The following is a 24,302-nucleotide window of genomic DNA, read 5'->3' as shown; positions in this document are numbered from 1 at the left end:
CGATCACAAAGTGTGGATGAGTGATGTAGGCCCGGTAAGGCGCAGCCGCCACCGGGCAAGATTTTCTGCGGCCTGATGCCCTCACCCCAGCCCTCTCCCACAGGGAGAGGGAGATAATAAGTAGTGAGTACTTACATCACAGCTGCAAACGCCTGCGCCACGCGCTGGACGTTGCTGGCATTCAGACCCGCCACGCACATACGGCCGCTGGCGATCAGGTAGACACCGAACTCTTCACGCAGGCGATCGACCTGCGCTACGCTCAGTCCGGTGTAGCTGAACATCCCGCGCTGCTTGAGAAGATAATCAAAGTTATGCCCAGGCACGGCCTCTTTCAGGACGTTAACCAGCTCCTGACGCATCGACAGGATGCGCTCACGCATCGCTTCCACTTCCGCAAGCCAGGTGGCTTTCAGTGTTTCGTCACCGAGAACTGTCGCCACCACCTGCGCACCAAAGTTCGGCGGGCTGGAGTAGATACGGCGGACCGTCGCTTTAAGCTGGCCCAGCACGCGGCCCGCCGCTTCAGCGTCTTCACACACCACGGACAGACCGCCAACGCGCTCGCCGTACAGGGAGAAGATTTTTGAGAAGGAGTTGCTGACCAGAGCGGGAAGCCCCGCGCTGGCAATCGCGCGAATGGCGTAGGCGTCTTCCTCCATGCCCGCGCCAAAGCCCTGATAGGCGATGTCGAGGAACGGGATCAGGTTACGCGCCTTCAGTACCTCGATCACCGCATCCCACTGGGCATTGGTGAGGTCCGCACCGGTCGGGTTATGGCAGCACGGATGCAGCAATACGATACTGCGCTCCGGCAGGGTGTTCAGTTTTTCCAGCAGCGCATCAACGCGTACGCCGTTGGTTTCGCTGTCGAACCATGGATAGGTCGCAACCTTAAAGCCCGCGCCTTCAAAGATGGCCACGTGGTTTTCCCACGTCGGGTCGCTGACCCACACGCCGGAATCCGGGAAGTACTTTTTCAGGAAATCTGCGCCTACCTTCAGCGCACCCGAGCCACCCAGCGTCTGGATAGTCGCCACGCGCTTTTGCGCGAGCACCGCGTGATCCGCACCAAACAGCAGCGGCGCAATGGTATTACGGTAGGTATTTAACCCTTCCATCGGCAGATAAAGCGAAGCCCCGTGCGGGGTTGCGTTCAGACGCGCTTCAGCTTCGGCAACGGCTTTCAACTGAGGAATGATGCCGTCTTCGTTGTAGTAAAGACCAATGCTGAGGTTCACTTTGTCGCTGCGAGGATCTTCTTTGAAACGCTCCATCAAGGAGAGGATAGGGTCGCCGGCGTAGGCGTCTACTTTCTGAAACACGCGATGTTCTCCGGATTGTTATGAGGCAGGATTTTCAACAATAAACCGGAAGCAGGAGAAGGTCGAGAAGGTTATGAAAACCGTTTCTGGATATGCCCACGAATTTGTTCGATACGTTCAGACGTCGACCCTGTGACGCGTAAATACGGGATATTTCGGCGCGCCAGTTCAGCGATATACCACGACTGCTGCCTGCGGCGAAACGCCGCGCCTTGCCTGGTACCGTCCTGTACGAAGGGAAATTCATCGCCGCACAGTACAACCAGCGAATAGTCCCGCCCGGCTAAGTCGTGCAGCGCCTGAGGCGCCGAGCCATACTGGTCGAGGGTATAAAACAGCGTGGTTAAGGGCGACGTATCACAAATCAGATAAGGCGCCGTGCTGGCTGCGTCCTCACGCCGCACCTGCTCGCGCGCAATATGCAGGAGATCGTCGCATTCCAGTACTCCGTTCTTTTCTTCCCAGTATTCGCGCCCGAACTCAGCGACATAGGGCGCGTTAAACGCTGCTGCCAACGCCCGGGAAAGCGTGCTTTTGCCCGTCGACTCGCCGCCCAATAAGCAAATTCGAAAGACAAAACTCCGGTAAACCTCCGCCGAGAGCATCTCGCGGTAGCGATGAACATCAGAGCGAATAAGCGTGCCTGAGGGCGCATCAGGGCCCTCCGGGCGCTGAAGCCGCACGTGCGTGACCGGTTTGCCAAAACGCTGGCTTAATACGCGGGCAAAGCCATCGCCGTAATCCTCCGCAGTGAATACGGCGTCCGGTCGGCAGTGAAAGAAGCGTTCGCACAGGGTAGCCACGTAGTGTCGGTGGCGATCGGCATCTGCGTCGTTGGGCGGCGGCGGTTCAATATCATGGCCCGCCGCGATCTCTGGCGAAAACACCAGGTGACGACACCGCGGGAAACGCGTCTGTAGCCACTGAAGGCGCTTTTCGGGTTCGCACCCCGGCATTTCCGGTAGCGAATAGCTGATGATAAATACCGTCTCGCACCGGGCAAGCGCAGCGTTGATAAGCAATTCATGTCCTGCGTGTAAGGGCGCGAACTTGCCGACAATCAGACCCTCTGCGTAAGGTTTCATCGCGCGCGGATCTCCTTACGCCATTGATATAAACCGTGCCAGGCGTTAAACCAGAACACCAGATACAGAACCGCGGTCAAATGCAGGCCCCTCATCGCATACAGCGGCACGGCAAGGGTATTGACGGCAAGCCAGACGTACCAGTTCTCCAGGCGTCGGCCCATTAGCATGAACTGCGCCAGGATGCTGAAGGTTAAAATAATGGAGTCCAGCCAGGGTGCCCAGGCGTTGGTATACCGATGCAATAAAAGCCCGTACAGCGCCGCTACTGCCACGGCACAGGCCAGCAGAAGGAGAAAATGTCTGGGGTGGGTTCGCCGCACCGGCAATACCTCTCCGCGGTTTCCTTTCAGCCAGTGCACCCAACCCGTTATGCTCGTGATAATGAAAAAGAGCTGTAGGGTAACATCGGCATAGAGCTGCACTGAATAGAAAACCCAGGCGTATAGCCCGCTGCCGAGAATACCGATCCACCACGTGTTGATATTGTTTCTGGCCGCCAGCCAGACAGAGAGCGCATAGGCCAGACAAGCAGCCATTTCAGATGGTGACATATCCCTTCCCGGATACTGTGATTAGTCGACGTATTTCATCGCGACCCTTGAGGTAAGGCGCGTGATAAGTTCGTAAGCACTCACTTTTGTTATTTCAGCAATACGCTCTACCGGCAGGCCTTCGCCCCACATCACCGCATCGTCCCCCGCTTTATCCTGCGCGTCGGGTCCCAGATCGACACAAATCATGTCCATCGCCACACGGCCGACAATCTTCACTTCGCGACCATTGACCAGTACCGGCGTACCCGTTGGCGCGGCGCGCGGATAGCCGTCGCCGTAGCCCATCGCTACCACGCCAAGCTGCGTGTCGCGCTCACTCGTCCAGGTGCCGCCGTAACCTACCGGCTCGCCTGCTTTGTGCTCACGCACGGCAATCAGCTTTGAAACCAGCGACATCACCGGCTTAAAGCCGAAGTCCGGTCCCCAGGGTTTGTTCTCAAGCGGGGAAACGCCATACAGGATAATCCCCGGACGCGCCCAGTCGAAGTGCGACTGCGGCCACAGCAGAAGGCCGCCGGACGCCGCAATGGAGCGCATCCCCGGTTTGCCTTCGCAGAAGGTGGTGAAGATATCAAGCTGCTGTTCCGTTGCGCCGCATTCAGGCTCATCGGCGCGGGCAAAGTGGCTGACGATATTCACCGGCTGACGCACGTTCTGGCACTGGCACAGCCGTTGATAAAACGCTTCGGCATTCTCCGGGCGCACGCCCAGGCGGTGCATGCCCGTGTCGAGCTTCATCCACACGGTGACCGGCTCGCTCAGTTCGGCCGTTTCCAGCGCGGCCAGCTGTTCTTCGTTATGCACCGCCGTGTGCAGGTGCTGATCGGCAATGGTCGGCAGGTCCGAGGCTTCAAAAAAGCCTTCGAGGAGCAGAATCGGTTGCGTAATTCCACCTGCGCGCAGGCGGAGAGCTTCTTCGAGACGGGCGACGCCAAAAGCGTCGGCATCGGGGAGCGTTCGCGCGGTCTCAAGAAGACCGTGTCCGTAAGCGTTCGCTTTCACGACTGCAACGAGCTTACTGGCGGGCGCCAGTTCTCGCAGACGTTGCAGGTTGTGTCGCAGAGCGCGGCGGTTAATCACAACAGTTGCCGCTTGCATTTGAATTCCTTAGAAATTACTCATCATCATATTGAGGACCGGCATAGTTGTCGAAACGCGACCACTGGCCGTTAAAGGTCAGACGTACCGTACCGATGGGGCCGTTACGTTGCTTACCAATAATAATTTCGGCGATCCCTTTCAGATCGCTGTTCTCGTGATAAACCTCATCACGGTAGATGAACATGATTAAGTCGGCATCCTGCTCGATGGAGCCGGATTCACGCAGGTCGGAGTTGACCGGGCGCTTGTCTGCACGTTGTTCCAGAGAACGGTTTAGCTGCGACAGCGCCACCACCGGCACGTGCAGCTCTTTGGCTAACGCTTTGAGCGAGCGGGAAATTTCGGCAATCTCCAGCGTACGGTTGTCGGAAAGCGACGGAACACGCATCAGCTGGAGGTAGTCAATCATGATAAGGCCGATGCCACCGTGTTCACGGGCGATACGGCGCGCGCGGGAGCGCACTTCCGTCGGCGTCAGGCCGGAGGAGTCATCAATATAGATGTTCCGTTTTTCCAGCAAAATCCCCATGGTGCCGGAGATCCGCGCCCAGTCCTCATCGTCGAGCTGACCGGTACGGATGCGGGTCTGATCCACGCGCGACAGGGATGCCAGAGAACGCATCATGATCTGTTCTGAGGGCATCTCAAGACTGAAGATAAGAACCGGTTTATCCTGCAACATCGCCGCGTTTTCGACGAGGTTCATCGCAAATGTCGTTTTACCCATCGACGGACGCGCCGCGACGATAATCAAATCCGATGGCTGAAGACCTGCCGTTTTCTTGTTGAGATCGTCATAACCGGTGTTCACCCCCGTCACGCCATCGTGCGGCTGCTGGAAAAGCTGCTCAATACGCGCAACGGTGGCGTCGAGCACATCGGCGATGTTTTTCGGGCCTTCGTCTTTGTTCGCACGGCTTTCGGCGATTTTAAAGACACGGGACTCGGCAAGATCAAGTAGATCTTCGCTGGTGCGCCCCTGGGGATCGAAACCGGCCTCGGCGATCTCATTCGCCACCGAGATCATCTCGCGGACAACGGCACGTTCACGGACGATATCAGCGTAAGCGCTGATATTCGCGGCACTTGGCGTGTTTTTTGACAGTTCTGCCAGATAGGCAAACCCGCCGACACTGTCGAGCTGTCCCAGACGCTCCAGCGATTCTGCGAGTGTAATCAGGTCGATCGGGCTGCCCGACTCCTGCAAACGCGCCATTTCAGTAAAGATGTGGCGGTGCGGGCGGGTATAGAAGTCTTCCGCAACAACGCGCTCGGTGACGTCGTCCCAGCGTTCGTTATCCAGCATTAAACCGCCCAACACCGACTGTTCCGCTTCAATCGAGTGCGGCGGGACTTTTAACCCGGCGACCTGATAATCACGTTCACGGGGTTCAGTCTGTTTGTTGAAGGGTTTGTTTCCTGCCATAGTGAATGGAGTTACCGAGATAAAGAGTGGGTCGAAAGATTACCATAATTTTCTAACGGAGGGAGCATGGCAACACGCATTGAGTTCCAGAAACATGGCGGGCCAGACGTACTGCAAGCCGTGGAGTTTACCCCCACGGCACCTGGCGAGAACGAAATCCAGGTTGAAAACAAAGCGATCGGCATTAACTACATCGATACCTATATTCGCGGCGGTCTCTATCCGCCTCCGTCGATGCCGAGCGGACTGGGCACCGAGGCGGCCGGTATCGTCAGCAAAGTGGGCAGCGCGGTTAAGCACATTAAGGAAGGCGATCGCGTGGTGTACGCGCAGTCGGCGCTGGGCGCTTACAGCTCCATCCATAACGTTCCGGCCGAGAAAGCGGCGCTTTTGCCAAATGCGATCGGCTTCGAGCAGGCTGCCGCCTCATTCCTGAAAGGGCTGACGGTCTATTATCTGCTGCGCAAAACCTACGAAATTAAGCCTGACGAGCAATTCCTGTTTCACGCAGCCGCAGGTGGCGTAGGGCTGATTGCCTGCCAGTGGGCGAAAGCCCTGGGGGCGAAGCTGATCGGCACCACAGGCAGCGCGCAAAAAGCGCAGCGCGCGCTGGACGCGGGCGCATGGCAGGTGATCAACTACCGGGAAGAGAGCATCGTTGAGCGGCTGAAAGAGATCACTGGTGGCAAAAAGGTACGCGTGGTGTATGACTCGGTGGGGAAAGACACCTGGGAATCTTCGCTGGACTGCCTGCAACGTCGCGGGCTGATGGTGAGCTTCGGTAACGCCTCCGGGGCTGTCACCGGCGTGAACCTGGGCATTCTGAATCAGAAAGGGTCACTGTATGTCACCCGCCCTTCCCTGCAAGGTTACATCACTAATCGGGAAGAACTTGAGGAAGCCAGCAACGAGCTGTTCTCGCTGATCGCCAGCGGGGTGATCAAAGTGGATGTGGCAGAAGCGCAGAAATATCCGCTGACCGATGCGCAACGTGCGCATGAGGTGCTGGAGAGCCGGGCAACCCAGGGCTCAAGTCTGTTAATTCCCTGAGCCATAAAAAGAAATTGGGCTTCCCATGGGAAGCCCTTTCTTTTTTTTAGTTCGGCTGTATGTAGGGTACAGCTCGATGAATTCTTTAGCGGCAGCCATAGTGACAGATTCGATAAGTAAATCCTATTCTGTTCTAAAGATTGCTGCCGGAAAAGTTGCAGGTATGTGACGTACCCCTCAATACCTTAGTAACGGAAGCGGTTATTACGCTGATAAGTCGGCAGTTTTGGTGATTTAATCGCCCGTATGGCCCATACCACCGCAATCGCCAGAAGTAACCACGGCAAGAGTTTAATCGTCAGGGCAAATAAACCGCCGACAAACATCACCACCGTGGCCACAACGAGCGCGGCCAGAATACCGAGCAGCGACACGCCCGAGACCATCAGCATGATAAAGAAGCCAATCACAAAAAGTAGTTCCAGCATGGTGCTCTCCCACGAGTTCCCGAATGATGCTGCGATCATTACAAGAATCATGCCAAAAATAAGTTGTTGATCTGAAAGCAAAACGCCCCGCAATGTGTTGCAGGGCGTGGCGTATTTGACCATCTTTTAGCGAAATTTAACGTTTATCCGCAACCAGACGCAGCGCGTGTTCCAGTACCTCAATATCCGCACCGGCTTTATGCGCGTTCTCGCTGAGATAACGACGCCACTGGCGCGCACCAGGAATGCCCTGGAACAGGCCAAGCATATGGCGGGTAATGTGGCCCAGATACGTACCATGACTCAGCTCGCGCTCAATGTACGGATACATGGCGCGCACTACGGCCACGGGATCGGTGTCAGCACCCTCAACGCCAAAGATTTCCCGGTCAACCGTCGCCAGAATGCCCGGATTCTGATACGCCTCGCGTCCGACCATCACGCCATCCATATGTTCGAGGTGCGCTTTGGCCTCGTCCAGCGACTTAATACCGCCATTGATCGACATGGTCAGGTGTGGGAAGTCGCGTTTCAGCTGGTACACGCGCGGGTAGTCCAGCGGCGGGATCTCGCGGTTTTCTTTCGGGCTGAGGCCTGAGAGCCAGGCTTTACGGGCGTGGATGATAAACATCTCGCATTCACCCTTCCCTGATACCGTGTTGATGAAATCACACAGAAACTCATAGCTGTCCTGGTCGTCTATGCCGATACGGGTTTTGACCGTGACCGGGATAGAGACGACGTCGCGCATCGCTTTGATGCAGTCCGCCACCAGGTGCGCATTTCCCATCAGACACGCGCCGAACATGCCGTTTTGCACACGGTCGGACGGACAACCGACGTTGAGGTTAATCTCGTCATAGCCGCGTTCTTCGGCCAGCTTCGCGCACTGCGCCAGCGCAGCCGGATCGCTGCCACCGAGTTGCAGCGCAACCGGATGCTCCTCTTCGCTGTACGCCAGATAGTCGCCTTTGCCGTGAATAATTGCGCCGGTAGTGACCATTTCGGTGTATAGCAGCGTATGGCGGGAGAGCTGACGCAGGAAATAGCGGCAATGTCTGTCCGTCCAGTCGAGCATTGGCGCAATGGAAAAACGGTGTGCAGGGAAAGCGGTCTGGAATTCTGACGACATGGCGAACTTTTAAGCATCTGGTGGAAAAGGGGCGCTACTATAGCACAAAGAAAAGCCGGAGGCGCAGCGCCTCCGGTGTACTTTAGAACGTCATGCTCAACTGTGCCCCTGCGCCCCAGGTCTCGTCTTCGCCATAAAGCCCCATCAGGTCAACATGGACGGAGTTGAACGGCGCAAAACCGACACCGCCGGTAAAGACGTTGCTGTCGTTCCCCTTCATATCCGCACGATAACCGGCGCGTACTGCCAGCCAGCTCAGCGGCGTGACTTCGGCACCGACGCCAACGTACTGGGAGGTGTCTTCGCTTTTAAAGCCCTTGGTTTCGGTCAGATCGCCATCTGCGGTCAGCGTGACCAGATCGTTGTGCCAGGCGGCCCCGGCAGTGACCAGCGGACGGATCTGATAGGTGTCTTTATAACTCACCACCTCTCCTGTGCGCCCGTTGCGAATGCGGATATCTTTGGTATCGATATCGCGCGACATCAGGTTTTGCCCGCTCACGCCGACCGTCCAGTTTTCACCGAAATCAGCAGCAATACCGGCATCAACGTTGAAGCCAGTGTCGTCGGTACGGTAGCGGCTGTCGTTCCACTTATTACTGTCGTAATCGTAGATTGAGGTAGTGTAGTTATAGAGCCAGGTTTTTTGCAGCTTCGGCGTGACGCCAACGGAAACCGGAACGCCGCCAAGATCGAACTGACGGGCTACCGCAATACCGTAGTCGGACACAATCGCCGCCCGACCAGACGCCGTAGAGTTAAGGTTTTTGGTGATCTGATCGGAACCGTTTAGCGCGGCATCCAGCGCCACACCGGCAGCCACCGCATCGCTTCGTTGTATACCGCGCAGATAATCAATGTCCTGCTGATCGATTGAAGAGCTGACGCGGCCATGTGCATAGCCTTTGGCCATAAAGGCCACGGAAAGGACATCGTTAGGGATACTGACGGCAATCCCCGCCCCTGCGGTGGCGTGTGCGGTTTTGCCTTTCAGGTAGTCCAGCTCATCAGCGAGATCTTTCGCTGCGCCCTGGAACTGATTGATCGAACCTAATGGATCCGTGATGATATCAATGGGGGTCAGACTATCAACCACGTCCTTGTAATGATTGATTTTATCGTTAATGGTATCAATCTCGTCCTGAAGATTGTCTTCATCGGTCACCTGCACGCCAACGGACGGCAAAATGACCGTCACATCATCCTCGGGCTTAGATTTTGCCAGTAACGCGGGGTTGATTAACGCCCCGCTGCCATAGCTCCCTGCCGCGACACCCGTTCCGCCCATTGCGTCGCTACGCGCTTCCGTCCAGGTATTGGCTGCTCCCGCCTGATTTGCCATAAAAAAGGAGACAGCAATGCTAACCATCGAAAATTTAAAATGTTTTTTCACAGTGTGCTCGTAAATAGTTTGTTATTAGTTAACCCTGTCTGTTATCACCCAAACAGGAACGAACTATTGCTGTGAATAAGTACAAAAAGACCCGCTATTTCCCTAAGTTAAATTCCATCCCGGCCTGTTCTAATGTGTGACGACCATCAATATTTATAGAAGAGGAAATTATTTTCGCCCAGGTTTTCCATCGTGCGGGCCAAAAAACTGAGGCGGATGGTCTACCCAGTGGTCTTCGCGCGTCACGGCATACACCGGATTGAGGGGATAGTAGATGCGGTTATGTTTTTTATTAGCCTCACCCACCACCAGTAAGCGCACCTCTTCATCGGTGTTGTTGATAAAGGTATGGCACACGCCCGTGCCGGCAGGAAATCCCACGCTGTCTCCGGGTTCAAGCTTCCACAGATAACCATTGATCCAGGCCTCAGGGTAACCCTCCAGAACGTAAACAAACTCCTCTTCGTCGCTTTCCGCATGCGGATAAGAAGTACGGCGTCCGGGCGGCAGCCGTTCATGGTGAATACCAATGCGGCCGAGACCCAGCTTGCGGGCCAGCGGCGCGCCAATAGAAAACCGTTCATTGCTGTCCGGATACGTTGCGTCATCGGCGCCTTCCACGTCCCGCCAGTGCCGAATACAGTCAGGTCTTTTCATCATGCGATCTCCCGATTTGCGATGCGTCAGGTATAGCACAGCCCGGCGGATCTCGGTGTTTTTAGCAGAACATGATAAAGTGAGGGTTTTCACCCCTTACCACATCCGAGGTGCCCGATGGACAAGTCCACAAAAGAGCTGTTAGCGCAAGCTGAAAAGCTGTGCGCGCAACGCAATGTGCGCCTGACCCCGCAGCGCCTTGAGGTACTGCGTCTGATGAGCCTGCAACAGGGTGCCATCAGCGCCTACGATCTGCTCGATCTGCTGCGTGAAAGCGAGCCGCAGGCAAAACCGCCGACCGTTTATCGGGCGCTGGATTTTCTGCTGGAGCAAGGGTTTGTGCATAAAGTGGAATCAACAAACAGCTATGTGCTGTGCCATCTTTTTGACCAGCCAACTCACACGTCCGCCATGTTTATCTGCGATCGCTGTGGTGTGGTGAAGGAAGAGTGTGCGGAAGGTGTGGAAGATATTATGCATACGCTGGCAGCCAGAATGGGCTTTGCGCTGCGCCATAACGTGATTGAAGCCCACGGCTTATGTTCTGCCTGCGTGGAGGTGGAGTCATGCCGCCATCAGGATGCCTGTCAGCACGATCACTCTATCCTGGTGAAGAAAAAGCCGCGTTAAAGCCAAAGAAAAAGGCGGCTCAGGGCCGCCCTTGGGGATAGTGCCGGTTACCAGCGGTAGTCGTTACGGGTTTCCCAGTCTTTGACTTCGTTTTCCGCCTGATCTTTTTCGTAACCGTAGCGCTCCTGGATTTTACCTACCAGCTGATCGCGCTTACCTTCAATGACGGTCATATCGTCATCTGTCAGCTTACCCCACTGTTCTTTCGCTTTACCTTTGAATTGCTTCCAGTTGCCGCCGATTTCGTCTTTATTCATAATCGTGTCCTCGTGTTAAGCGTCTATGAGTATCGTCCGCTTCGTTCTTTTCTGCTGGACGTGATTATTATTGTAGTTAAGGATTCGGCAGTTGTTTTTATATTCGGAATCTTTAACCGTTACGATATATCGTGCGGGGCTGGAAACCAGGTATTGTTTCGCCAGTGACGACGCCAGATAACGGCCAGCGAAAGGCCACGCAGTGAGAGAAACACCGCCAGCGCGAGCCACAGACCATGATTGCCGAGATACGGCAAGGCCAGCAGCGTCAGGCCGAACCCCGCCGCAGCGACGGCCATACTGTTGCGCATCTCCGCCCCTCGCGTCGCACCAATAAACATGCCGTCCAGCAAATAGCACCACACGCCCACCACCGGTAATACTACCTGCCAGAGGATGTAGCGATCGGCCAGCTCACGTAGCGCGGGCAACGAGGTGAGAAGCGCGACAATATGCCCACCAAAACAGGCGTAAACCAGAGCAAAGACCAGCGCCACCAGACCCGCCTGACGACAGGCAGCACGCCAGACTTCGCGTAACTGGCCGCTTTCACGCGCACCATAAGCCTGCCCTGAATGCGCCTCGACGGCGTAAGCAAAACCATCCAGCGCGTAAGCGGTAAAGGTCAGTAACGTCATGAGCACTGCGTTGACGGCGACGATCTCAGGCCCAAGACGCGCACCAAAAACGGTTAATGCGCCGAAGCAGAGTTGCAGCAGGAGCGAACGGAGCATGATGTCGCGATTGAGCGCCAGCAGCTTACGCATATTGCCGCGCCAGGCCGATTTCAGCAGATCCAGGGTGATACCGCGCATCGCCAGCACGCGCCAGACCATCCCCAAACCGATCAGCAGCGTCCCGTACTCGGCAATTGCCGTAGCCAGCGCCGCGCCCCGGACGTTCATGTGCAGTCCCATCACCAGCCAGAGATCGAGCACAATGTTAAGCAGGTTGCCCACCACCAGCAGGATCACTGGCGCGCGGGCGTACTGCACGCCCAGCAGCCAGCCCAGAAGGACCAGGTTTGCCAGTGAAGCGGGCGCGCTGAGCCAGCGAATTTCGAGGAACCGCCGGGCTTGTTCCAGTACGGCATCGCTGCCGCCTACAATATGGAGCGCAAGATCAATCAGCGGCGTACGCAACAGAACGATTAACGCGCCAGCACCGAACGCCAGAATGAGCGGCTGAACCAGCGCACGCGCCAGACGCAGGGGATCTTTTGCACCATACGCCTGGGCCGTAAGGCCTGTCGTACTCATGCGCAGAAAAAGTAGCAGCATAAAGAGGAAGCTGGTCGCCGTTGCGCCAATCGCGACGCCGCCCAGGTAAATCGGCGAATCCAGATGCCCGATAACTGCCGTATCCACCAGCCCCAGCAGAGGAACGGTAATATTGGAAAAAATCATCGGTAGCGCAAGACGCCACAACGCCTTATCGGCAGAAGTTAGCAATGCCATGGAAATTACCGGAATCAGAAAACAGGCCAGGCTGTAGAGGAACTACAGCCTGTCAGGAAGAGATTACAGCCATTCACCGTTGCGGATAACGCCGACCGCCAGCCCTTCAATAGAGAAGCTCTGCTCGCGGAGATCCACCACAATCGGGGAGAATTCATTGTTTTCAGGCAGAAGCTGCACGGTATTGCCTTGTTTTTTCAGGCGTTTAACCGTCACTTCATCATCAATGCGCGCCACCACGACTTGCCCGTTACGCACGTCCTGCGTTTTGTGTACCGCCAGCAGATCGCCATCCAGAATACCGATATCTTTCATGGACATTCCGCTAACGCGCAGCAGGAAATCGGCGCTCGGCTTGAACATGCCTGGGTCAACCTGATAGTGCCCTTCGATGTGCTGTTGCGCCAGCAGAGGTTCACCTGCGGCTACGCGGCCCACCAGCGGAATACCGCTCTCTTCTTCCACCAGCAGACGGATGCCGCGTGAGGCGCCGGAAACAATCTCAATCACGCCCTTACGCGCAAGCGCCTTAAGGTGCTCTTCGGCAGCATTAGGAGAACGGAAGCCCAGACGCTGCGCAATTTCTGCACGCGTGGGTGGCATACCCGTCTGGCCGATATGATCCCGAATGAGATCAAACACCTCTTGCTGCCTGGTCGTTAACGCTTTCATACCGCCCCCTGGGTGTATATACAGTTATGCTGTGAGTATATACAGTCAAAGGCGATTTTGGAACCAAAAACTGCACAAAAAACCAGGGACTTAATTATTCCTCGAGGCTCATCGGAAATGCGACCAAAGTAGCGTGACCCAGGTGATCGCCGCCGTGATAATCGACAGCAGTACGGCAGCGGAACCCATGTCTTTCGCCCGGCCAGACAGTTCATGGAATTCCGACCCGATTCGGTCAACAACGGCCTCAATAGCGCTATTCAGAATTTCCACTATCATCACCAGAAGGACAGATCCGATGAGCAGTACGCGGGTGATAGCATCAACATCAAGGAAGCAGGCGATGACAACGGCAACGATTGCGGCAACCGCTTCCTGGCGGAAAGCGGCTTCATTAACCCATGCGGCGCGGAAACCTTTCCATGAATAACCGGCAGCTTTAATGATTCGAGTTAACCCAGTGGTATTATTGGCCATTAAAAGAACCTTTTATGATAAATAGCGTCAGTAACTAAAGCCGCAGCGCGTTTTGCTGCGACCTGAAGTATGACGGGTAACAACAGAAATTTTGCGCGCTTTCTGTTATCCTTGCGCCGCAATTGCATTATTAACCAGAGGCTTTACATCGTTTATGTCCGGCTGGCCACGAATTTACTACAAATTACTTAATTTACCATTAAGCGTACTGGTAAAAAGTAAGTCTATCCCAGCAGAACCTGCGCTGGAATTAGGGCTCGATACGTCGCGCCCTATTATGTACGTTTTGCCTTATAACTCGAAGGCAGACCTGCTAACGCTTCGCGCTCAATGTCTGGCGCACGATTTACCTGACCCGCTTGAACCGCTGGAAGTCGACGGTACGCTGCTGCCGCGCTACGTGTTCATCCATGGCGGACCGCGCGTGTTCACCTATTACACGCCGAAAGAAGAGTCCATTAAGCTGTTCCATGATTACCTCGATCTGCACCGCAGCAACCCCGATCTGGACGTGCAGATGGTGCCGGTGTCGGTGATGTTTGGCCGTCGTCCGGGGCGTGAAAAAGGGGAAGAGAACCCGCCGCTGCGTATGCTCAACGGCATTCAGAAATTCTTCGCCGTCTCATGGCTGGGACGCGACAGCTTTGTTCGCTTCTCGCCTTCCGTTTCACTGCGCCGCATGGCGGATGAACACGGTACTGACAAAATCATTGCGCAAAAGCTGGCGCGCGTTGCGCGTATGCACTTTGCACGTCAGCGTCTGGCGGCCGTTGGGCCACGTCTCCCGGCGCGTCAGGATCTGTTTAACAAGCTGCTGGCTTCCAAAGCGATTGCCCGTGCCGTAGAAGACGAAGCGCGCAGCAAGAAGATTTCGCACGAGAAAGCGCAGCAGAACGCAATCGCGCTGATGGAAGAGATCGCCGCGAACTTCTCCTACGAGATGATTCGTCTCTCTGACCGTATCCTCGGTTTCACGTGGAACCGCCTCTATCAGGGGATTAACGTCCACAACGCCGAGCGCGTGCGTCAGTTAGCGCATGACGGCCACGAGATTGTCTATGTGCCCTGCCACCGCAGCCACATGGACTACCTGCTGCTCTCTTACGTGCTCTATCACCAGGGCCTGGTGCCGCCGCATATTGCTGCCGGTATCAACCTGAACTTCTGGCCAGCAGGTCCGATTTTCCGCCGTCTGGGTGCGTTCTTCATTCGTCGTACCTTCAAGGGTAACAAGCTCTACTCCACCGTTTTCAGGGAGTATCTGGGCGAGCTGTTCAGCCGCGGCTATTCCGTGGAGTACTTTGTTGAAGGCGGTCGCTCCCGTACCGGTCGTCTGCTCGATCCGAAGACCGGCACGCTGTCGATGACTATTCAGGCCATGCTGCGTGGCGGTACGCGTCCTATTACGCTGGTGCCTATTTACATCGGTTATGAACACGTGATGGAAGTGGGCACCTACGCGAAAGAGCTGCGCGGTGCGACCAAAGAGAAAGAGAGTCTGCCGCAGATGCTGCGTGGTCTGAGTAAATTGCGCAACCTCGGTCAGGGCTACGTGAACTTTGGCGAGCCCCTGCCCCTGATGACATATCTGAACCATCATGTTCCGGAGTGGCGCGAGTCTATTGATCCTATCGAAGCGGTACGTCCGGCCTGGCTGACGCCAACGGTCAACGGCATTGCATCCGAGCTGATGGTACGCATCAACAATGCTGGTGCGGCAAACGCCATGAACCTGTGTTGTACCGCGCTTCTGGCCTCTCGCCAGCGTTCACTGACCCGTGAACAGCTGACCGAGCAGATTGATTGCTATCTGGATATCATGCGCAACGTGCCGTATTCCGTGGATTCGACCGTGCCGTCTGCCACCGCCAGCGAATTGATCGATCACGCGTTGCAGATGAACAAGTTCGAAGTCGAGAAAGATACGATTGGTGACATCATCATTCTGCCGCGCGAGCAGGCCGTGCTGATGACCTACTACCGTAATAACATCACGCACATGCTGATGCTGCCGTCACTGATGGCAGCCATTATTACCCAGCACCGCCGTATTTCGCGTCAGGAGCTGCTGCGCCATATTCAGGCCATCTATCCGATGCTGAAAGCGGAGCTGTTCCTGCGCTGGAGTAACGATGAGCTGGCGGCAGAGCTCGATAAAATGTCCGCAGAGATGCGTCGTCAGGGGCTGATTACCATCAGTGATGACGAACTGCATATCAATCCGTCACGTTCCCGAACCTTGCAGCTCCTGGCTTCCGGTGCGCGTGAGACGTTGCAGCGCTACGCCATTACCTTCTGGTTATTGAGTGCTAACCCGTCAATCAACCGCGGTACGCTGGAAAAAGAGAGTCGGACGCTGGCCCAGCGCCTGTCCGTTCTGCATGGCATTAACGCCCCGGAATTCTTCGACAAAGCGGTATTCAGCTCCCTGGTGCTGACGCTGCGCGACGAAGGTTACATTAGCGATACGGGCGATGCTGAGCCGGAAGAGACGATGAAGGTTTACCAGATGCTGGCAGAGCTGATTACCGCGGATGTGCGTTTAACGATTGAGAGTTCGACGCAGGGCGAGTGATGTTAAAGCCGGGTGGCGCTAACGCTTACCCGGCCTACATATTCTGCTAAATCGTAGGCCGGGTAAGGCGAAGCCGCCACCCGGTTTTTTTATGACCAGTAACTCATCGCCAGCCCCATAAACAGCACCAGCCCGACGTAGTTATTATTCAGAAACGCTTTAAAGCAGGCTTCACGCTCGCGCTTCACGATCAGCTTCTGCTGATACGCAAACAGCAGACCCGCCACCAGCACGGACCAGTAAAACTCCCAGTTCAGCCCGTTCAGGCGACCAATCGCCACCATCAGCGCCAGCACCGCCACCTGCAATATGCCGATGATCAGTTTGTCGTGACGGCCAAACAGGATCGCCGTCGATTTGATGCCAATCTTGAGATCGTCATCGCGATCGACCATCGCGTATTGGGTATCGTACGCAACGGCCCAGAGAATATTCGCCAGGAACATCAGCCAGCAGCTGAGCGGAACGGACTCGCTGACCGCGGCAAACGCCATGGGAATCGACCAGCCAAACGCCGCACCCAATACCACCTGCGGCAGATGGGTGTATCGCTTCATAAATGGGTAGACCCAGGCCAGCGCCAGAGCAGCGACGGACAGCAGAATGGTCATGGTGTTAAGGGTTAACACCAGCATGAAAGAGAGAAGCACCAGCACCACAAACAGGATGCGCGCCTCTTTCCCGGTCACCTGACCGCTCGGCAAAGGACGATTCGCGGTGCGCTTAACATGTCCATCAAATTTCCGGTCAGCATAGTCGTTAACCACACAGCCCGCAGCGCGCATCAGCCAGACACCCGCCACAAACACCGCCAGGATCCACAGCGGCGGTACGCCCGGCGTGGCAACCCACAGCGCCCATAAGGTCGGCCACAGCAGCAGCAGCGCACCAATGGGTTTATCAGTACGCATCAGGCGGTGATAGGCCAGCAGCTTATTCTGCGTCAGACTCCACTCCATTTTTTCTCCCTCTTAGTACAACGGCGATGCAGGCAAAAAGAGTTCCGTCAGTATTAACGGCTTGCCACTCAAACGAAGGCGGGAACGGCGCCCCCACAAATCGGCATCGCAACCAATTTCAATAAAATCACGGGTCAGTTCAGACGAGGTGAACAGATAGCGCCCCAGCGGCGTTTTGCCGAGGCGTTGCAGTGCAAGCTCCGGCCCGGAAAGTGTAGACTCAGGAACCACCGTTCGCCCGGCAAGCCACGGCTCGCCATCCGCACAGAGTAAAATTTCACGCAGCCAGTAGCGTTCTTCCTGCGGCAGCAGCGGCAGCTCGCTGGCAATCTCCGCAGGCGAGACAAACCCTTCCTGAATCATCGTCACCGTGACCGTTTTACCCTGTTGCTCAAAACGTTTTGTCATGGAATCTTCCAGCAGCAGCCAGTCCAGCTGTTCCGGGTCAAGCGCAGGGATGTGGTCGAAATAGCGTAGCGCACGCAGCTGCGTTAGCGCGGGGTGTGACATGCCAGACTCTCCGATACATAACGTAAAGGCATTGTATCGCAGATTGGCAAAATGAGGACGGACAAACCAAATTTAGCGATCACTATCGCAACAATGGTGCAACAGCGCGGGAGAAATGTTCGTGGCAGCAATAGCAGAACTTGATTTTGGTTAAGTATCGCGCGGATAAATTGTGAGCTAATGCAGCTCTTGAGAAGGAATATCAGGAACTTAATACATGGATGACAACAAAAATAGCCCCCCTAATCGGTCTTATCATCGTCCCATCTGGGATGACGATGGCACGTTTCATTATAAAGTTTTTTCTCAGCCAAAAGACAAAAACCACATCTCGGTTTGTCTCAAGCCCCCTACAAAAGTGATCCCGGTGATTTTTATTCCTGGGGTGATGGGGTCAAACTTAAAGAGTGGAGATAAAAAAGTCTGGCAGTTCAGCTTGTCATCGCTTAAAAAATGGCCACTTGCTGGCCCCCAAAAAAGAAAGCAACTGCTTGATCCGACGACCACCGTCGTCGATGACTCTGGGGAAATTTTAAACGACGGTGCGGATGGGAAAAAATTCCCGTCCCGTCACGCCCGCGGATGGGGAAGTGCGTTTTACATGAGCTACGGTGAGGCGCTTGACCGGCTGCAATACCTGCTCAGCGACGACGAGATCCTGATGGATAATTACTTTCGGGAGACACAGTTGCAAACGGCACGTCAGCGTTTTATCGGCGTCAGAATCGGTAACGAGCCTCAGGAGCAGGTGCTGAGCGAAGAAGAAGTGGCTCACGGGCACAAGTTCTTATTCCCGCTGCACGTTTTTGGTTACAACTGGCTGCAATCGAATGCGGACTCTGCGGCGTTGCTGGGCGAATATATCCGTAAGGTGCTGAGTGCTTACCACGGACGACTGGCAGTCAACAAGGTCATCCTGGTCACCCATTCGATGGGCGGACTGGTCGCCCGCCATTACTCGGAAAATATGGGCGGGCAGGACTCAATCCTGGGCATCGTACACGGCGTCATGCCGGATCTCGGCTCACCGGCAGCTTATCGCCGCATGAAGATCGGTGAGCGTGGCATCACTGGAATGATTATCGGAGACAGTGCAGAAAAGCTGATGCCGGTGCTGGCACATTCTCCCGGTCCGTTACAGCTGCTGCCGGGCATGGCTTATGGTCCGGGATGGCTGAAAATCAACAGTAAAGAGACTCAACTTTCCCTCCCGGTGGCCGATCCGTATGAGGAAATTTATCTCAACAAAACAGCGTGGTGGCGGCTATGTGAGCAGGATTTGCTGCTGGATGATACTAGGGTCGAATGGAATAAATATGAGAAAACAATAAGTAATATCGTTAAAAAATTTATTGAGAAGTTAAACGGCAAATACCACCCCCAGACCTGGCTATTTTACGGAGCCAGCAAAAGCAACCCGTCAGATGGATTCCTGACATGGGAAGAGCGGATCCCCCTGAGCGTTAAGGAAGCGCAGAGGAGCAGGGAAAATGCAGCTAACCCTTTTGAACTGTCCCCGTTAAGGTCCCATCAACTAATTTCATCTGCAAGCCCCGGCGATGGGACCGTGCCGATCACCTCCGTCTGCACCAGCTCTTCACGTATTCAGGGCGTCCTGGCGACAGATGTCGATCATGAAGGAGCTTATGCTGTCGATCCTGTCGATCTCTCCCGCTCGGTATACAGCGATCTCTCCGACGCACTGGTGTTCACGGTTCGCTCGGTGGTGAAGATTGTGCAGCAGGTTCCCGCCCCATGAAAAAAGACACATCCCCCCTGATTGTTACGCTGACGCTCCTGCTGCTGGCGGCAGGATATTACATCCATAACTATGTGACATTTGTGCATGCGCCCCCGGCGTTAACGGACAAGGAAAAACGTATGGTTAATACTCTTTTTGCCACCACCAAATCCCAGTGCGTGGGGCGCTATGTGTTTGAGGTTCCGGCCTCATTCGAAAACACCTTGACTGACCGGGCACAGATTAATGAGATCCGCATCAGCAGCAAGCGACTCTACCGCCCGGCATTTGAGCAGCGTATCCGGTTGCGGGAACAGAAACTGAAAAACAGCGCTACCGTGGACCCTGTTGATCAGCCATTTCTTAAGCAGATATACAAGCTGAGTGATAATGCGGTCATTTTTGACCGTAATGAAAATGAGAGTGTGGCGGGATTTGGGCGCATTCTGGAAGGTCATCTCTACGTTGACGGAGTAGCGTTTATCCTCATGCAGGGGATTACCGATTATTCTGATCCGCGCTTCGCTAAAGAGCGAGCGTTTTATCTGCGCAAGGAAGCGGGAAGACCTGACTGGATGGCGAATGATAAACCCCAGAAATTGGCGGAATTACAGGACCTCATGTCCCGACTGAGCGGACGGCATAATGAGGATATTCCTTCCGTGCCCGGCACCTGTATTCCGCAAGGGTTTATCCGCGACGGAAACGGCAAGCCTAAGGAAGATATTACCTTTGTTTACCCCTATAGTTCGGTGTTTTCTTTTTCAGTCTGGAGCAATAACGCCCTTAAGGAAAGCACAACCATGCTGGAGCGCAGCGGGGAAATTCAGTCTTACATCAACAGCATAGACGGTAGTACGCTGAGAAAAGGAGAAGCACGCATTGCCGGTTTTAATGCCAGCGAATGGTTAATCACCGCCCCGCCAGATAACTCATCCGATAATCCGTCAAAACAACTAATGTTTACCGCCGTAGCCAATGAAACAAACGCTGATTTTGCACACCCCAGCCTTGATCTGACATTAAGCAATGAAATCTTACCTGAAGGAAGTGATGTCTCATCTCCCCCGGCCTATAGCGACGCTGAACTGGTGGAAATCTGGGATCGCATCATTCGTTCTTTCCGCGTCAGGAAAAATGCGTTCTGAGCAGATCGCCCATGAGTAGTGGCAAAAAAAGTGCGCCCGCGAAGGCGCACCAAACGACTAACAAAATCAGCACTGTGGGGAGACGGTTACCCCTTGCCTTTTACACTGCTGATAAAGGTGGAACGGGCAGTGGTTGAACCTAAACGCTCGGCTTCATCAAGCAGTTTCAGCGCTTTATCGACATCGCCGTTTTTAACTGCCTGCTTGATGGCGTTGTTAAAGTAAGTTTCAGTATCGTTAAGCACCGGCTCGGCTTTTTTCGCCGGGGCCGGGGCTGCGGCTGGTGCTGCGGCTGGCGCGGCATACACAGGCGCGGCAGTATTACCCACCGTTACCGGACCCGGGCCAGATGAGCCAAACAGTGGGCCTACGAGTACGCTGGAGCTGCTGTTGGTTTTCACCTTCAGCTTAAGCAGGCCGTCGGTGGTATGGCGCGCAATCGGATCGGGAATATCGGGAATGGCGTTACCAACCCCTTTGGCATAGGCTTTTGCCGGATCGAGCAGAGTGGTGGTTTGCTGCAAATCTTTTTCAGTGGTGAAGACCAGTACGTAGAGCTTTTGCTGCCCGAGCGCCGGGATCAGACGCATTACCCCTTCCAGGCGGTCCGCGCTCATTACACCCGGCTCTTGATAGGTAAAATAGCTGCTGGGGAAATAGGCGGAAGGCGTCATGTTCTGATCGAGGATCAGAACGTTCGGCGCAAAAACGCTGGTCTGTTTGTTAACTTCACTGGATAAAGTCAACGTTAGCTCACCGATATTAGCCGGTACGCTATAGGCGGCTACCGGCCCGGTAATGCCAGCCACATTGAGCTGTTGGCCACCCGTCGCAAGCTGTGTGCTCTGCGTTTTGGACTGATCCACCGGCGTCCAGGTTAATTGCTGTAGAGCGGCTGTCGGAATGGCAGGCGCTGCGCTGGTATTCTGCGGGACATAATTGACGTCAGCGAGCGTAACGCCAGGCACACAGGCCAGCAGACCCGCTGACAGGCACAGCGCGACGAGATTTTTCTTCATTTTCATTGTTATCACCTCAGAAAGCGTAAGCACTGCGGTGGCCAGGCAATAGCGCGCAGTACCTCAGGAATTGAGGGGCTCTCGCCCCCCAGATTACATCGTCAGATCAGGATGCGGTTACCACCAGATTTCCATCTGGGCGCCGAAGGAGAACTCATCGTCATCGCCGCGGCTGGTAGAGAATCGACCGTTACCGGTGGAGTCAGAGATCGCGTAACGGGTGGCATCGCCGTTACCGTTCTTCGCGTAGCCCCATTTCTCATCCCACTTCGCGTAGGTTGCGAAGACACGGATGGCCGGACGAGACCAGATGCTGTCGCCAGCCTGCCACTGTTGCGCCAGGGTGATTTTGTACTGGCTGTTGCGATCGCCGGTTTCCTGGGATTTGACGTTGTCGTAGCCCACTTCCAGCAGGGTGCTCATGATTGGCGTCCATTTGTACATCGGACGTACACCCACGGTCCACCAGTCACTCCCCTGGTTATCATCCATGTCGAGTTTCTGGTACATACCGACATACATCAGGTCCCACTTGTCGGCCAGGGTGATTGCACCGTGGTCCAGGATGCGCCAGAGGCTGCCGTTGTTGTTAATCACATCGTTGGCGTAGTTGGTCGTCGTGCCATCAGGATTCGTGATGGTAAAGCTGGAAGAACCATAGGAACCCTGGCTCAGACCTTTACCCTGCGTGGTCATTGAGTCCATCGCATACTGCAGCACAAACTTGTTGTAGCCTTTCAGCATGCTCTGGGTATGTTCAGCGGTGAACATCCAGCCATCTTTCGACGCGCCGTCGGCAAGATCATAGCCGTCGGTCGTGTTCGCGCGGCCATAATCCACACCCAGTTCCAGCACGCCGTCCGGGTTAGTTTCCAGGCCCGCTAAACGCACGTCAAATACGTCGTTCGCGGTATCTTTGGTACGGTCATAGATGTTCTGGCTGCTGAAGGCATAAGAACCGCCAGCTTCCTGGGAACGCGTCGCTGCCAGAGACAGTTTACCGAAGCCCAGATCGATGTTTTCAATACCGGCACCAGGACCAGAGATATCCCAGTAGTAGAAGTCGATCATGTGTACGTCATGACGCTGATAGAAGCGCTTACCGGCCCAGATGGTAGAGCCAGGCAGCCATTCAATCAGGTTTTTACCCTGCACGTTAGCTTCACGGAACGCCGGATCGGTACCTTCCCAGTCATTCTGCTGTGCCACGGAGTACGCTACGTTGGTGTCGAAATAGAAGCTCTTGTCGCCTTCTTTCCACACTTCCTGGCCCAGTTTCAGTTCGGCGTAGGTTTCACATTCGTTACCGAGACGGTATTTACTTTGTGCGCCTGTTGCCTGGAAACATTGTTGTTCACCGCCACTACCCGTCCAGCCGATACCAGAACGAGCATAACCATGGAAATCCACTGCCAGTGCCTGAGCAGACATTACGCCCGCTGCGACGGCAACTGCCAAAGGAAGTTTGCGCAGAGTAATCATTATTCTATCTCCTGAGATCATTGCTTTTCTTTGTAATTGGAATGCTTAAACGCCTGGCTCTTTGTGCAACCGACGACATGCAGTGCCATCCTCACGGAACAGATGGCAACGCTCTGGCGGCAAACCGATAGCGAATGTGGCACCCTCTTCTACCAACACCACGTCATTCTGGCGGTAGACCAGGTTCTGACGGATGGCGGGGATCTGGATATGAATCTGTGTTTCGTGACCAAGCTGTTCGACGACCTGAACTTCACCTTCCAGCGTCACATCAGCGATGTGGCTCGGCAGTAAATGCTCAGGGCGGATACCGAGGGACATATTGGCCCCCACCTGTACATTGGCGCTGTCGACCGGCAGCCAGACTTGCTGACGGTTTGGCAGCTCCACCTGTACCTGTTCGATTGCCGTCGCGGTCACTTTTACGGGCAGGAAGTTCATCTTTGGCGAGCCAATGAAGCCCGCAACAAAGCGGTCTGCCGGGTAGTGATACAGCTCCAGCGGTTTGCCCACCTGCGCCACGCGACCGGCGTCCAGTACCACGATTTTGTCGGCCAGCGTCATCGCTTCGACCTGATCGTGGGTGACGTAAATCATCGTGCGTCCAAGACGCTTGTGCAGACGGGAGATTTCGATACGCATCTGGACGCGCAGGGCGGCATCCAGGTTAGAGAGAGGTTCATCGAGCAGGAACACGCGCGGCTCGGCCACCAGCGTACGGCCGATCGCCACACGCTGACGCTGACCACCGGAGAGCGCCTTCGGTTTACGCTCCAGCAGATGTGCCAGCTGGAGCACTTCCGCCACCTGGGTGACGCGCTGGTTAATGGTCTCTTTTTTCGCGCCGGCCAGCTTCAGGCCAAAGGACATGTTCTCGGCAACGGAAAGATGCGGATAAAGCGCATAAGACTGGAACACCATGCCTACGCCACGTTCAGCTGGCGGGATGTCGTTCATTCGGGTATCACCAATAAATAAATCGCCACTGGTGATGGTTTCAAGACCGGCAATCATACGCAGCAGAGTAGATTTACCACAGCCTGATGGACCAACGAACACCACAAACTCACCTTCGTGGATGTCCAGATTGATGTCTTTTGACACCACAACGTCGCCCCAGGCTTTCGTTACATTACGCAGCTGTACGCTCGCCATGCCCTTCTCCCTTCGTTACAACCTGTCACCGACAGAAACATTCAAGATAAGTTCACTATGCGTGTT

Annotated in this window: 23 protein-coding genes; 5 read left to right on the top strand and 18 right to left on the bottom strand. The window is 55.1% G+C overall.

Annotated elements, in window-relative coordinates:
• Positions 1-131: 131 nt before the first annotated feature.
• The 5 genes from tyrB to dnaB all read right to left on the bottom strand — a co-directional run bounded on the left by tyrB (position 132) and on the right by dnaB (position 5,494).
• A complete protein-coding gene (gene tyrB / locus ACQG0S_RS01615; RefSeq protein ID WP_048966217.1) occupies positions 132-1,325 on the bottom strand; it encodes an aromatic amino acid transaminase in 1,194 nt (397 codons plus the stop codon).
• Positions 1,326-1,396: 71 nt separating this feature from the next.
• Positions 1,397-2,410: an AAA family ATPase gene (locus ACQG0S_RS01610; RefSeq protein WP_048966218.1), complete on the bottom strand. Its 1,014-nt coding sequence runs from the start codon at positions 2,408-2,410 to the stop codon at positions 1,397-1,399.
• Positions 2,407-2,964, bottom strand: coding sequence for a nicotinamide riboside transporter PnuC (pnuC, locus tag ACQG0S_RS01605; protein WP_032627030.1), 558 nt, complete (start codon positions 2,962-2,964; stop codon positions 2,407-2,409). Before pnuC ends, ACQG0S_RS01610 begins: the two co-directional genes overlap by 4 nt.
• Positions 2,965-2,985: 21 nt before the next feature.
• The gene (gene alr / locus ACQG0S_RS01600) at positions 2,986-4,065 is read right to left on the bottom strand and encodes an alanine racemase (RefSeq protein WP_048966219.1); all 1,080 of its coding nucleotides are present in this window, start codon (positions 4,063-4,065) and stop codon (positions 2,986-2,988) included.
• A gap of 16 nt (positions 4,066-4,081) precedes the next feature.
• A complete protein-coding gene (dnaB, locus tag ACQG0S_RS01595; RefSeq protein WP_426749949.1) occupies positions 4,082-5,494 on the bottom strand; it encodes a replicative DNA helicase in 1,413 nt (470 codons plus the stop codon).
• A 66-nt stretch (positions 5,495-5,560) separates the two neighbouring features.
• Here dnaB and ACQG0S_RS01590 point away from each other — a divergent pair, with 66 nt between their 5' ends.
• The gene (locus ACQG0S_RS01590) at positions 5,561-6,544 is read left to right on the top strand and encodes a quinone oxidoreductase (RefSeq protein WP_022646744.1); all 984 of its coding nucleotides are present in this window, start codon (positions 5,561-5,563) and stop codon (positions 6,542-6,544) included.
• Positions 6,545-6,729: 185 nt separating this feature from the next.
• On the opposite strand, the gene pspG is transcribed toward ACQG0S_RS01590, so the two are convergent.
• The 4 genes from pspG to ACQG0S_RS01570 all read right to left on the bottom strand — a co-directional run bounded on the left by pspG (position 6,730) and on the right by ACQG0S_RS01570 (position 10,154).
• Positions 6,730-6,972: an envelope stress response protein PspG gene (pspG, locus tag ACQG0S_RS01585; protein ID WP_048966227.1), complete on the bottom strand. Its 243-nt coding sequence runs from the start codon at positions 6,970-6,972 to the stop codon at positions 6,730-6,732.
• A gap of 136 nt (positions 6,973-7,108) precedes the next feature.
• Positions 7,109-8,104, bottom strand: coding sequence for a tRNA dihydrouridine(20/20a) synthase DusA (gene dusA / locus ACQG0S_RS01580; RefSeq protein ID WP_003860304.1), 996 nt, complete (start codon positions 8,102-8,104; stop codon positions 7,109-7,111).
• Between the two features lie 82 nt (positions 8,105-8,186).
• Positions 8,187-9,473, bottom strand: a complete 1,287-nt coding sequence (gene traF, locus ACQG0S_RS01575) for a conjugal transfer protein TraF (protein ID WP_152811457.1) — start codon at positions 9,471-9,473, stop codon at positions 8,187-8,189.
• Between the two features lie 192 nt (positions 9,474-9,665).
• Entirely contained in the window at positions 9,666-10,154 is a 489-nt protein-coding gene (locus ACQG0S_RS01570; protein WP_022646741.1) for a cupin domain-containing protein, read from the bottom strand.
• A gap of 117 nt (positions 10,155-10,271) precedes the next feature.
• Between ACQG0S_RS01570 and zur the strand changes: the two genes are divergently transcribed.
• The gene (gene zur / locus ACQG0S_RS01565) at positions 10,272-10,784 is read left to right on the top strand and encodes a zinc uptake transcriptional repressor Zur (protein ID WP_006810484.1); all 513 of its coding nucleotides are present in this window, start codon (positions 10,272-10,274) and stop codon (positions 10,782-10,784) included.
• Between the two features lie 47 nt (positions 10,785-10,831).
• Here the strand turns inward: zur and ACQG0S_RS01560 are convergent, their stop codons facing one another.
• From ACQG0S_RS01560 to ACQG0S_RS01545, 4 genes are all read right to left on the bottom strand, one after another.
• Complete coding sequence (locus ACQG0S_RS01560) at positions 10,832-11,041, bottom strand: CsbD family protein (RefSeq protein ID WP_003860314.1); 210 nt, start codon at positions 11,039-11,041, stop codon at positions 10,832-10,834.
• Positions 11,042-11,160: 119 nt separating this feature from the next.
• The gene (gene dinF, locus ACQG0S_RS01555; protein ID WP_048966220.1) at positions 11,161-12,498 is read right to left on the bottom strand and encodes an MATE family efflux transporter DinF; all 1,338 of its coding nucleotides are present in this window, start codon (positions 12,496-12,498) and stop codon (positions 11,161-11,163) included.
• A gap of 63 nt (positions 12,499-12,561) precedes the next feature.
• Positions 12,562-13,170, bottom strand: a complete 609-nt coding sequence (gene lexA, locus ACQG0S_RS01550; RefSeq protein WP_003860318.1) for a transcriptional repressor LexA — start codon at positions 13,168-13,170, stop codon at positions 12,562-12,564.
• Between the two features lie 108 nt (positions 13,171-13,278).
• Positions 13,279-13,647, bottom strand: coding sequence for a diacylglycerol kinase (locus ACQG0S_RS01545; RefSeq protein WP_006810487.1), 369 nt, complete (start codon positions 13,645-13,647; stop codon positions 13,279-13,281).
• A 154-nt stretch (positions 13,648-13,801) separates the two neighbouring features.
• Here ACQG0S_RS01545 and plsB point away from each other — a divergent pair, with 154 nt between their 5' ends.
• On the top strand, positions 13,802-16,222 hold the full coding sequence (plsB, locus tag ACQG0S_RS01540) for a glycerol-3-phosphate 1-O-acyltransferase PlsB (protein WP_022646738.1): 2,421 nt from the start codon (positions 13,802-13,804) through the stop codon (positions 16,220-16,222).
• Between the two features lie 89 nt (positions 16,223-16,311).
• On the opposite strand, the gene ubiA is transcribed toward plsB, so the two are convergent.
• Entirely contained in the window at positions 16,312-17,181 is an 870-nt protein-coding gene (gene ubiA, locus ACQG0S_RS01535; protein ID WP_022646737.1) for a 4-hydroxybenzoate octaprenyltransferase, read from the bottom strand.
• A 12-nt stretch (positions 17,182-17,193) separates the two neighbouring features.
• A complete protein-coding gene (ubiC, locus tag ACQG0S_RS01530) occupies positions 17,194-17,691 on the bottom strand; it encodes a chorismate lyase (RefSeq protein ID WP_022646736.1) in 498 nt (165 codons plus the stop codon).
• A gap of 217 nt (positions 17,692-17,908) precedes the next feature.
• On the opposite strand from ubiC, the gene ACQG0S_RS01525 reads away from it, so the two are divergent.
• Together ACQG0S_RS01525 and ACQG0S_RS01520 are read left to right on the top strand one after the other, a co-directional pair.
• Complete coding sequence (locus ACQG0S_RS01525) at positions 17,909-19,450, top strand: lipase family alpha/beta hydrolase (RefSeq protein ID WP_048966221.1); 1,542 nt, start codon at positions 17,909-17,911, stop codon at positions 19,448-19,450.
• Positions 19,447-20,580, top strand: coding sequence for a T6SS immunity protein Tli4 family protein (locus tag ACQG0S_RS01520; protein WP_048966222.1), 1,134 nt, complete (start codon positions 19,447-19,449; stop codon positions 20,578-20,580). Before ACQG0S_RS01525 ends, ACQG0S_RS01520 begins: the two co-directional genes overlap by 4 nt.
• Positions 20,581-20,666: 86 nt before the next feature.
• Here ACQG0S_RS01520 and malM read toward each other — a convergent pair whose 3' ends face one another.
• The 3 genes from malM to malK form a co-directional block, all read right to left on the bottom strand.
• Positions 20,667-21,605, bottom strand: coding sequence for a maltose operon protein MalM (gene malM, locus ACQG0S_RS01515; RefSeq protein WP_426749945.1), 939 nt, complete (start codon positions 21,603-21,605; stop codon positions 20,667-20,669).
• A 111-nt stretch (positions 21,606-21,716) separates the two neighbouring features.
• Positions 21,717-23,084 (bottom strand): maltoporin, encoded by a 1,368-nt coding sequence (locus ACQG0S_RS01510; protein WP_032621777.1) that lies wholly within the window; start codon positions 23,082-23,084, stop codon positions 21,717-21,719.
• Positions 23,085-23,126: 42 nt separating this feature from the next.
• Complete coding sequence (gene malK / locus ACQG0S_RS01505) at positions 23,127-24,236, bottom strand: maltose/maltodextrin ABC transporter ATP-binding protein MalK (RefSeq protein WP_003860329.1); 1,110 nt, start codon at positions 24,234-24,236, stop codon at positions 23,127-23,129.
• Positions 24,237-24,302: the final 66 nt, after the last annotated feature.

The organism is Enterobacter cloacae complex sp. 418I7, from assembly GCF_050030705.1.
In the GTDB taxonomy this organism is placed as follows: Bacteria; Pseudomonadota; Gammaproteobacteria; order Enterobacterales; family Enterobacteriaceae; genus Enterobacter; species Enterobacter intestinihominis.
Note: the sequence above shows the minus strand (reverse complement) of the source record. Positions and strands in the feature narration are given on the sequence as shown.

Excerpts from the sequence above, each read along its gene's own strand:
- ACQG0S_RS01520 (WP_048966222.1), top strand. The coding sequence starts at position 19,447 with ATGAAAAAAGACACATCCCCCCTGATTGTTACGCTGACGCTCCTGCTG.
- lexA (WP_003860318.1), bottom strand. The coding sequence starts at position 13,170 with ATGAAAGCGTTAACGACCAGGCAGCAAGAGGTGTTTGATCTCATTCGG.
- pnuC (WP_032627030.1), bottom strand. The coding sequence starts at position 2,964 with ATGTCACCATCTGAAATGGCTGCTTGTCTGGCCTATGCGCTCTCTGTC.
- malK (WP_003860329.1), bottom strand. The coding sequence starts at position 24,236 with ATGGCGAGCGTACAGCTGCGTAATGTAACGAAAGCCTGGGGCGACGTT.
- plsB (WP_022646738.1), top strand. The coding sequence starts at position 13,802 with ATGTCCGGCTGGCCACGAATTTACTACAAATTACTTAATTTACCATTA.
- ACQG0S_RS01570 (WP_022646741.1), bottom strand. The coding sequence starts at position 10,154 with ATGAAAAGACCTGACTGTATTCGGCACTGGCGGGACGTGGAAGGCGCC.
- malM (WP_426749945.1), bottom strand. The coding sequence starts at position 21,605 with ATGAAAATGAAGAAAAATCTCGTCGCGCTGTGCCTGTCAGCGGGTCTG.
- ACQG0S_RS01560 (WP_003860314.1), bottom strand. The coding sequence starts at position 11,041 with ATGAATAAAGACGAAATCGGCGGCAACTGGAAGCAATTCAAAGGTAAA.
- zur (WP_006810484.1), top strand. The coding sequence starts at position 10,272 with ATGGACAAGTCCACAAAAGAGCTGTTAGCGCAAGCTGAAAAGCTGTGC.
- ACQG0S_RS01610 (WP_048966218.1), bottom strand. The coding sequence starts at position 2,410 with ATGAAACCTTACGCAGAGGGTCTGATTGTCGGCAAGTTCGCGCCCTTA.
- dnaB (WP_426749949.1), bottom strand. The coding sequence starts at position 5,494 with ATGGCAGGAAACAAACCCTTCAACAAACAGACTGAACCCCGTGAACGT.
- dinF (WP_048966220.1), bottom strand. The coding sequence starts at position 12,498 with ATGGCATTGCTAACTTCTGCCGATAAGGCGTTGTGGCGTCTTGCGCTA.
- alr (WP_048966219.1), bottom strand. The coding sequence starts at position 4,065 with ATGCAAGCGGCAACTGTTGTGATTAACCGCCGCGCTCTGCGACACAAC.
- ACQG0S_RS01545 (WP_006810487.1), bottom strand. The coding sequence starts at position 13,647 with ATGGCCAATAATACCACTGGGTTAACTCGAATCATTAAAGCTGCCGGT.
- ACQG0S_RS01590 (WP_022646744.1), top strand. The coding sequence starts at position 5,561 with ATGGCAACACGCATTGAGTTCCAGAAACATGGCGGGCCAGACGTACTG.
- dusA (WP_003860304.1), bottom strand. The coding sequence starts at position 8,104 with ATGTCGTCAGAATTCCAGACCGCTTTCCCTGCACACCGTTTTTCCATT.
- pspG (WP_048966227.1), bottom strand. The coding sequence starts at position 6,972 with ATGCTGGAACTACTTTTTGTGATTGGCTTCTTTATCATGCTGATGGTC.
- ACQG0S_RS01525 (WP_048966221.1), top strand. The coding sequence starts at position 17,909 with ATGGATGACAACAAAAATAGCCCCCCTAATCGGTCTTATCATCGTCCC.
- ubiC (WP_022646736.1), bottom strand. The coding sequence starts at position 17,691 with ATGTCACACCCCGCGCTAACGCAGCTGCGTGCGCTACGCTATTTCGAC.
- traF (WP_152811457.1), bottom strand. The coding sequence starts at position 9,473 with ATGGTTAGCATTGCTGTCTCCTTTTTTATGGCAAATCAGGCGGGAGCA.
- ubiA (WP_022646737.1), bottom strand. The coding sequence starts at position 17,181 with ATGGAGTGGAGTCTGACGCAGAATAAGCTGCTGGCCTATCACCGCCTG.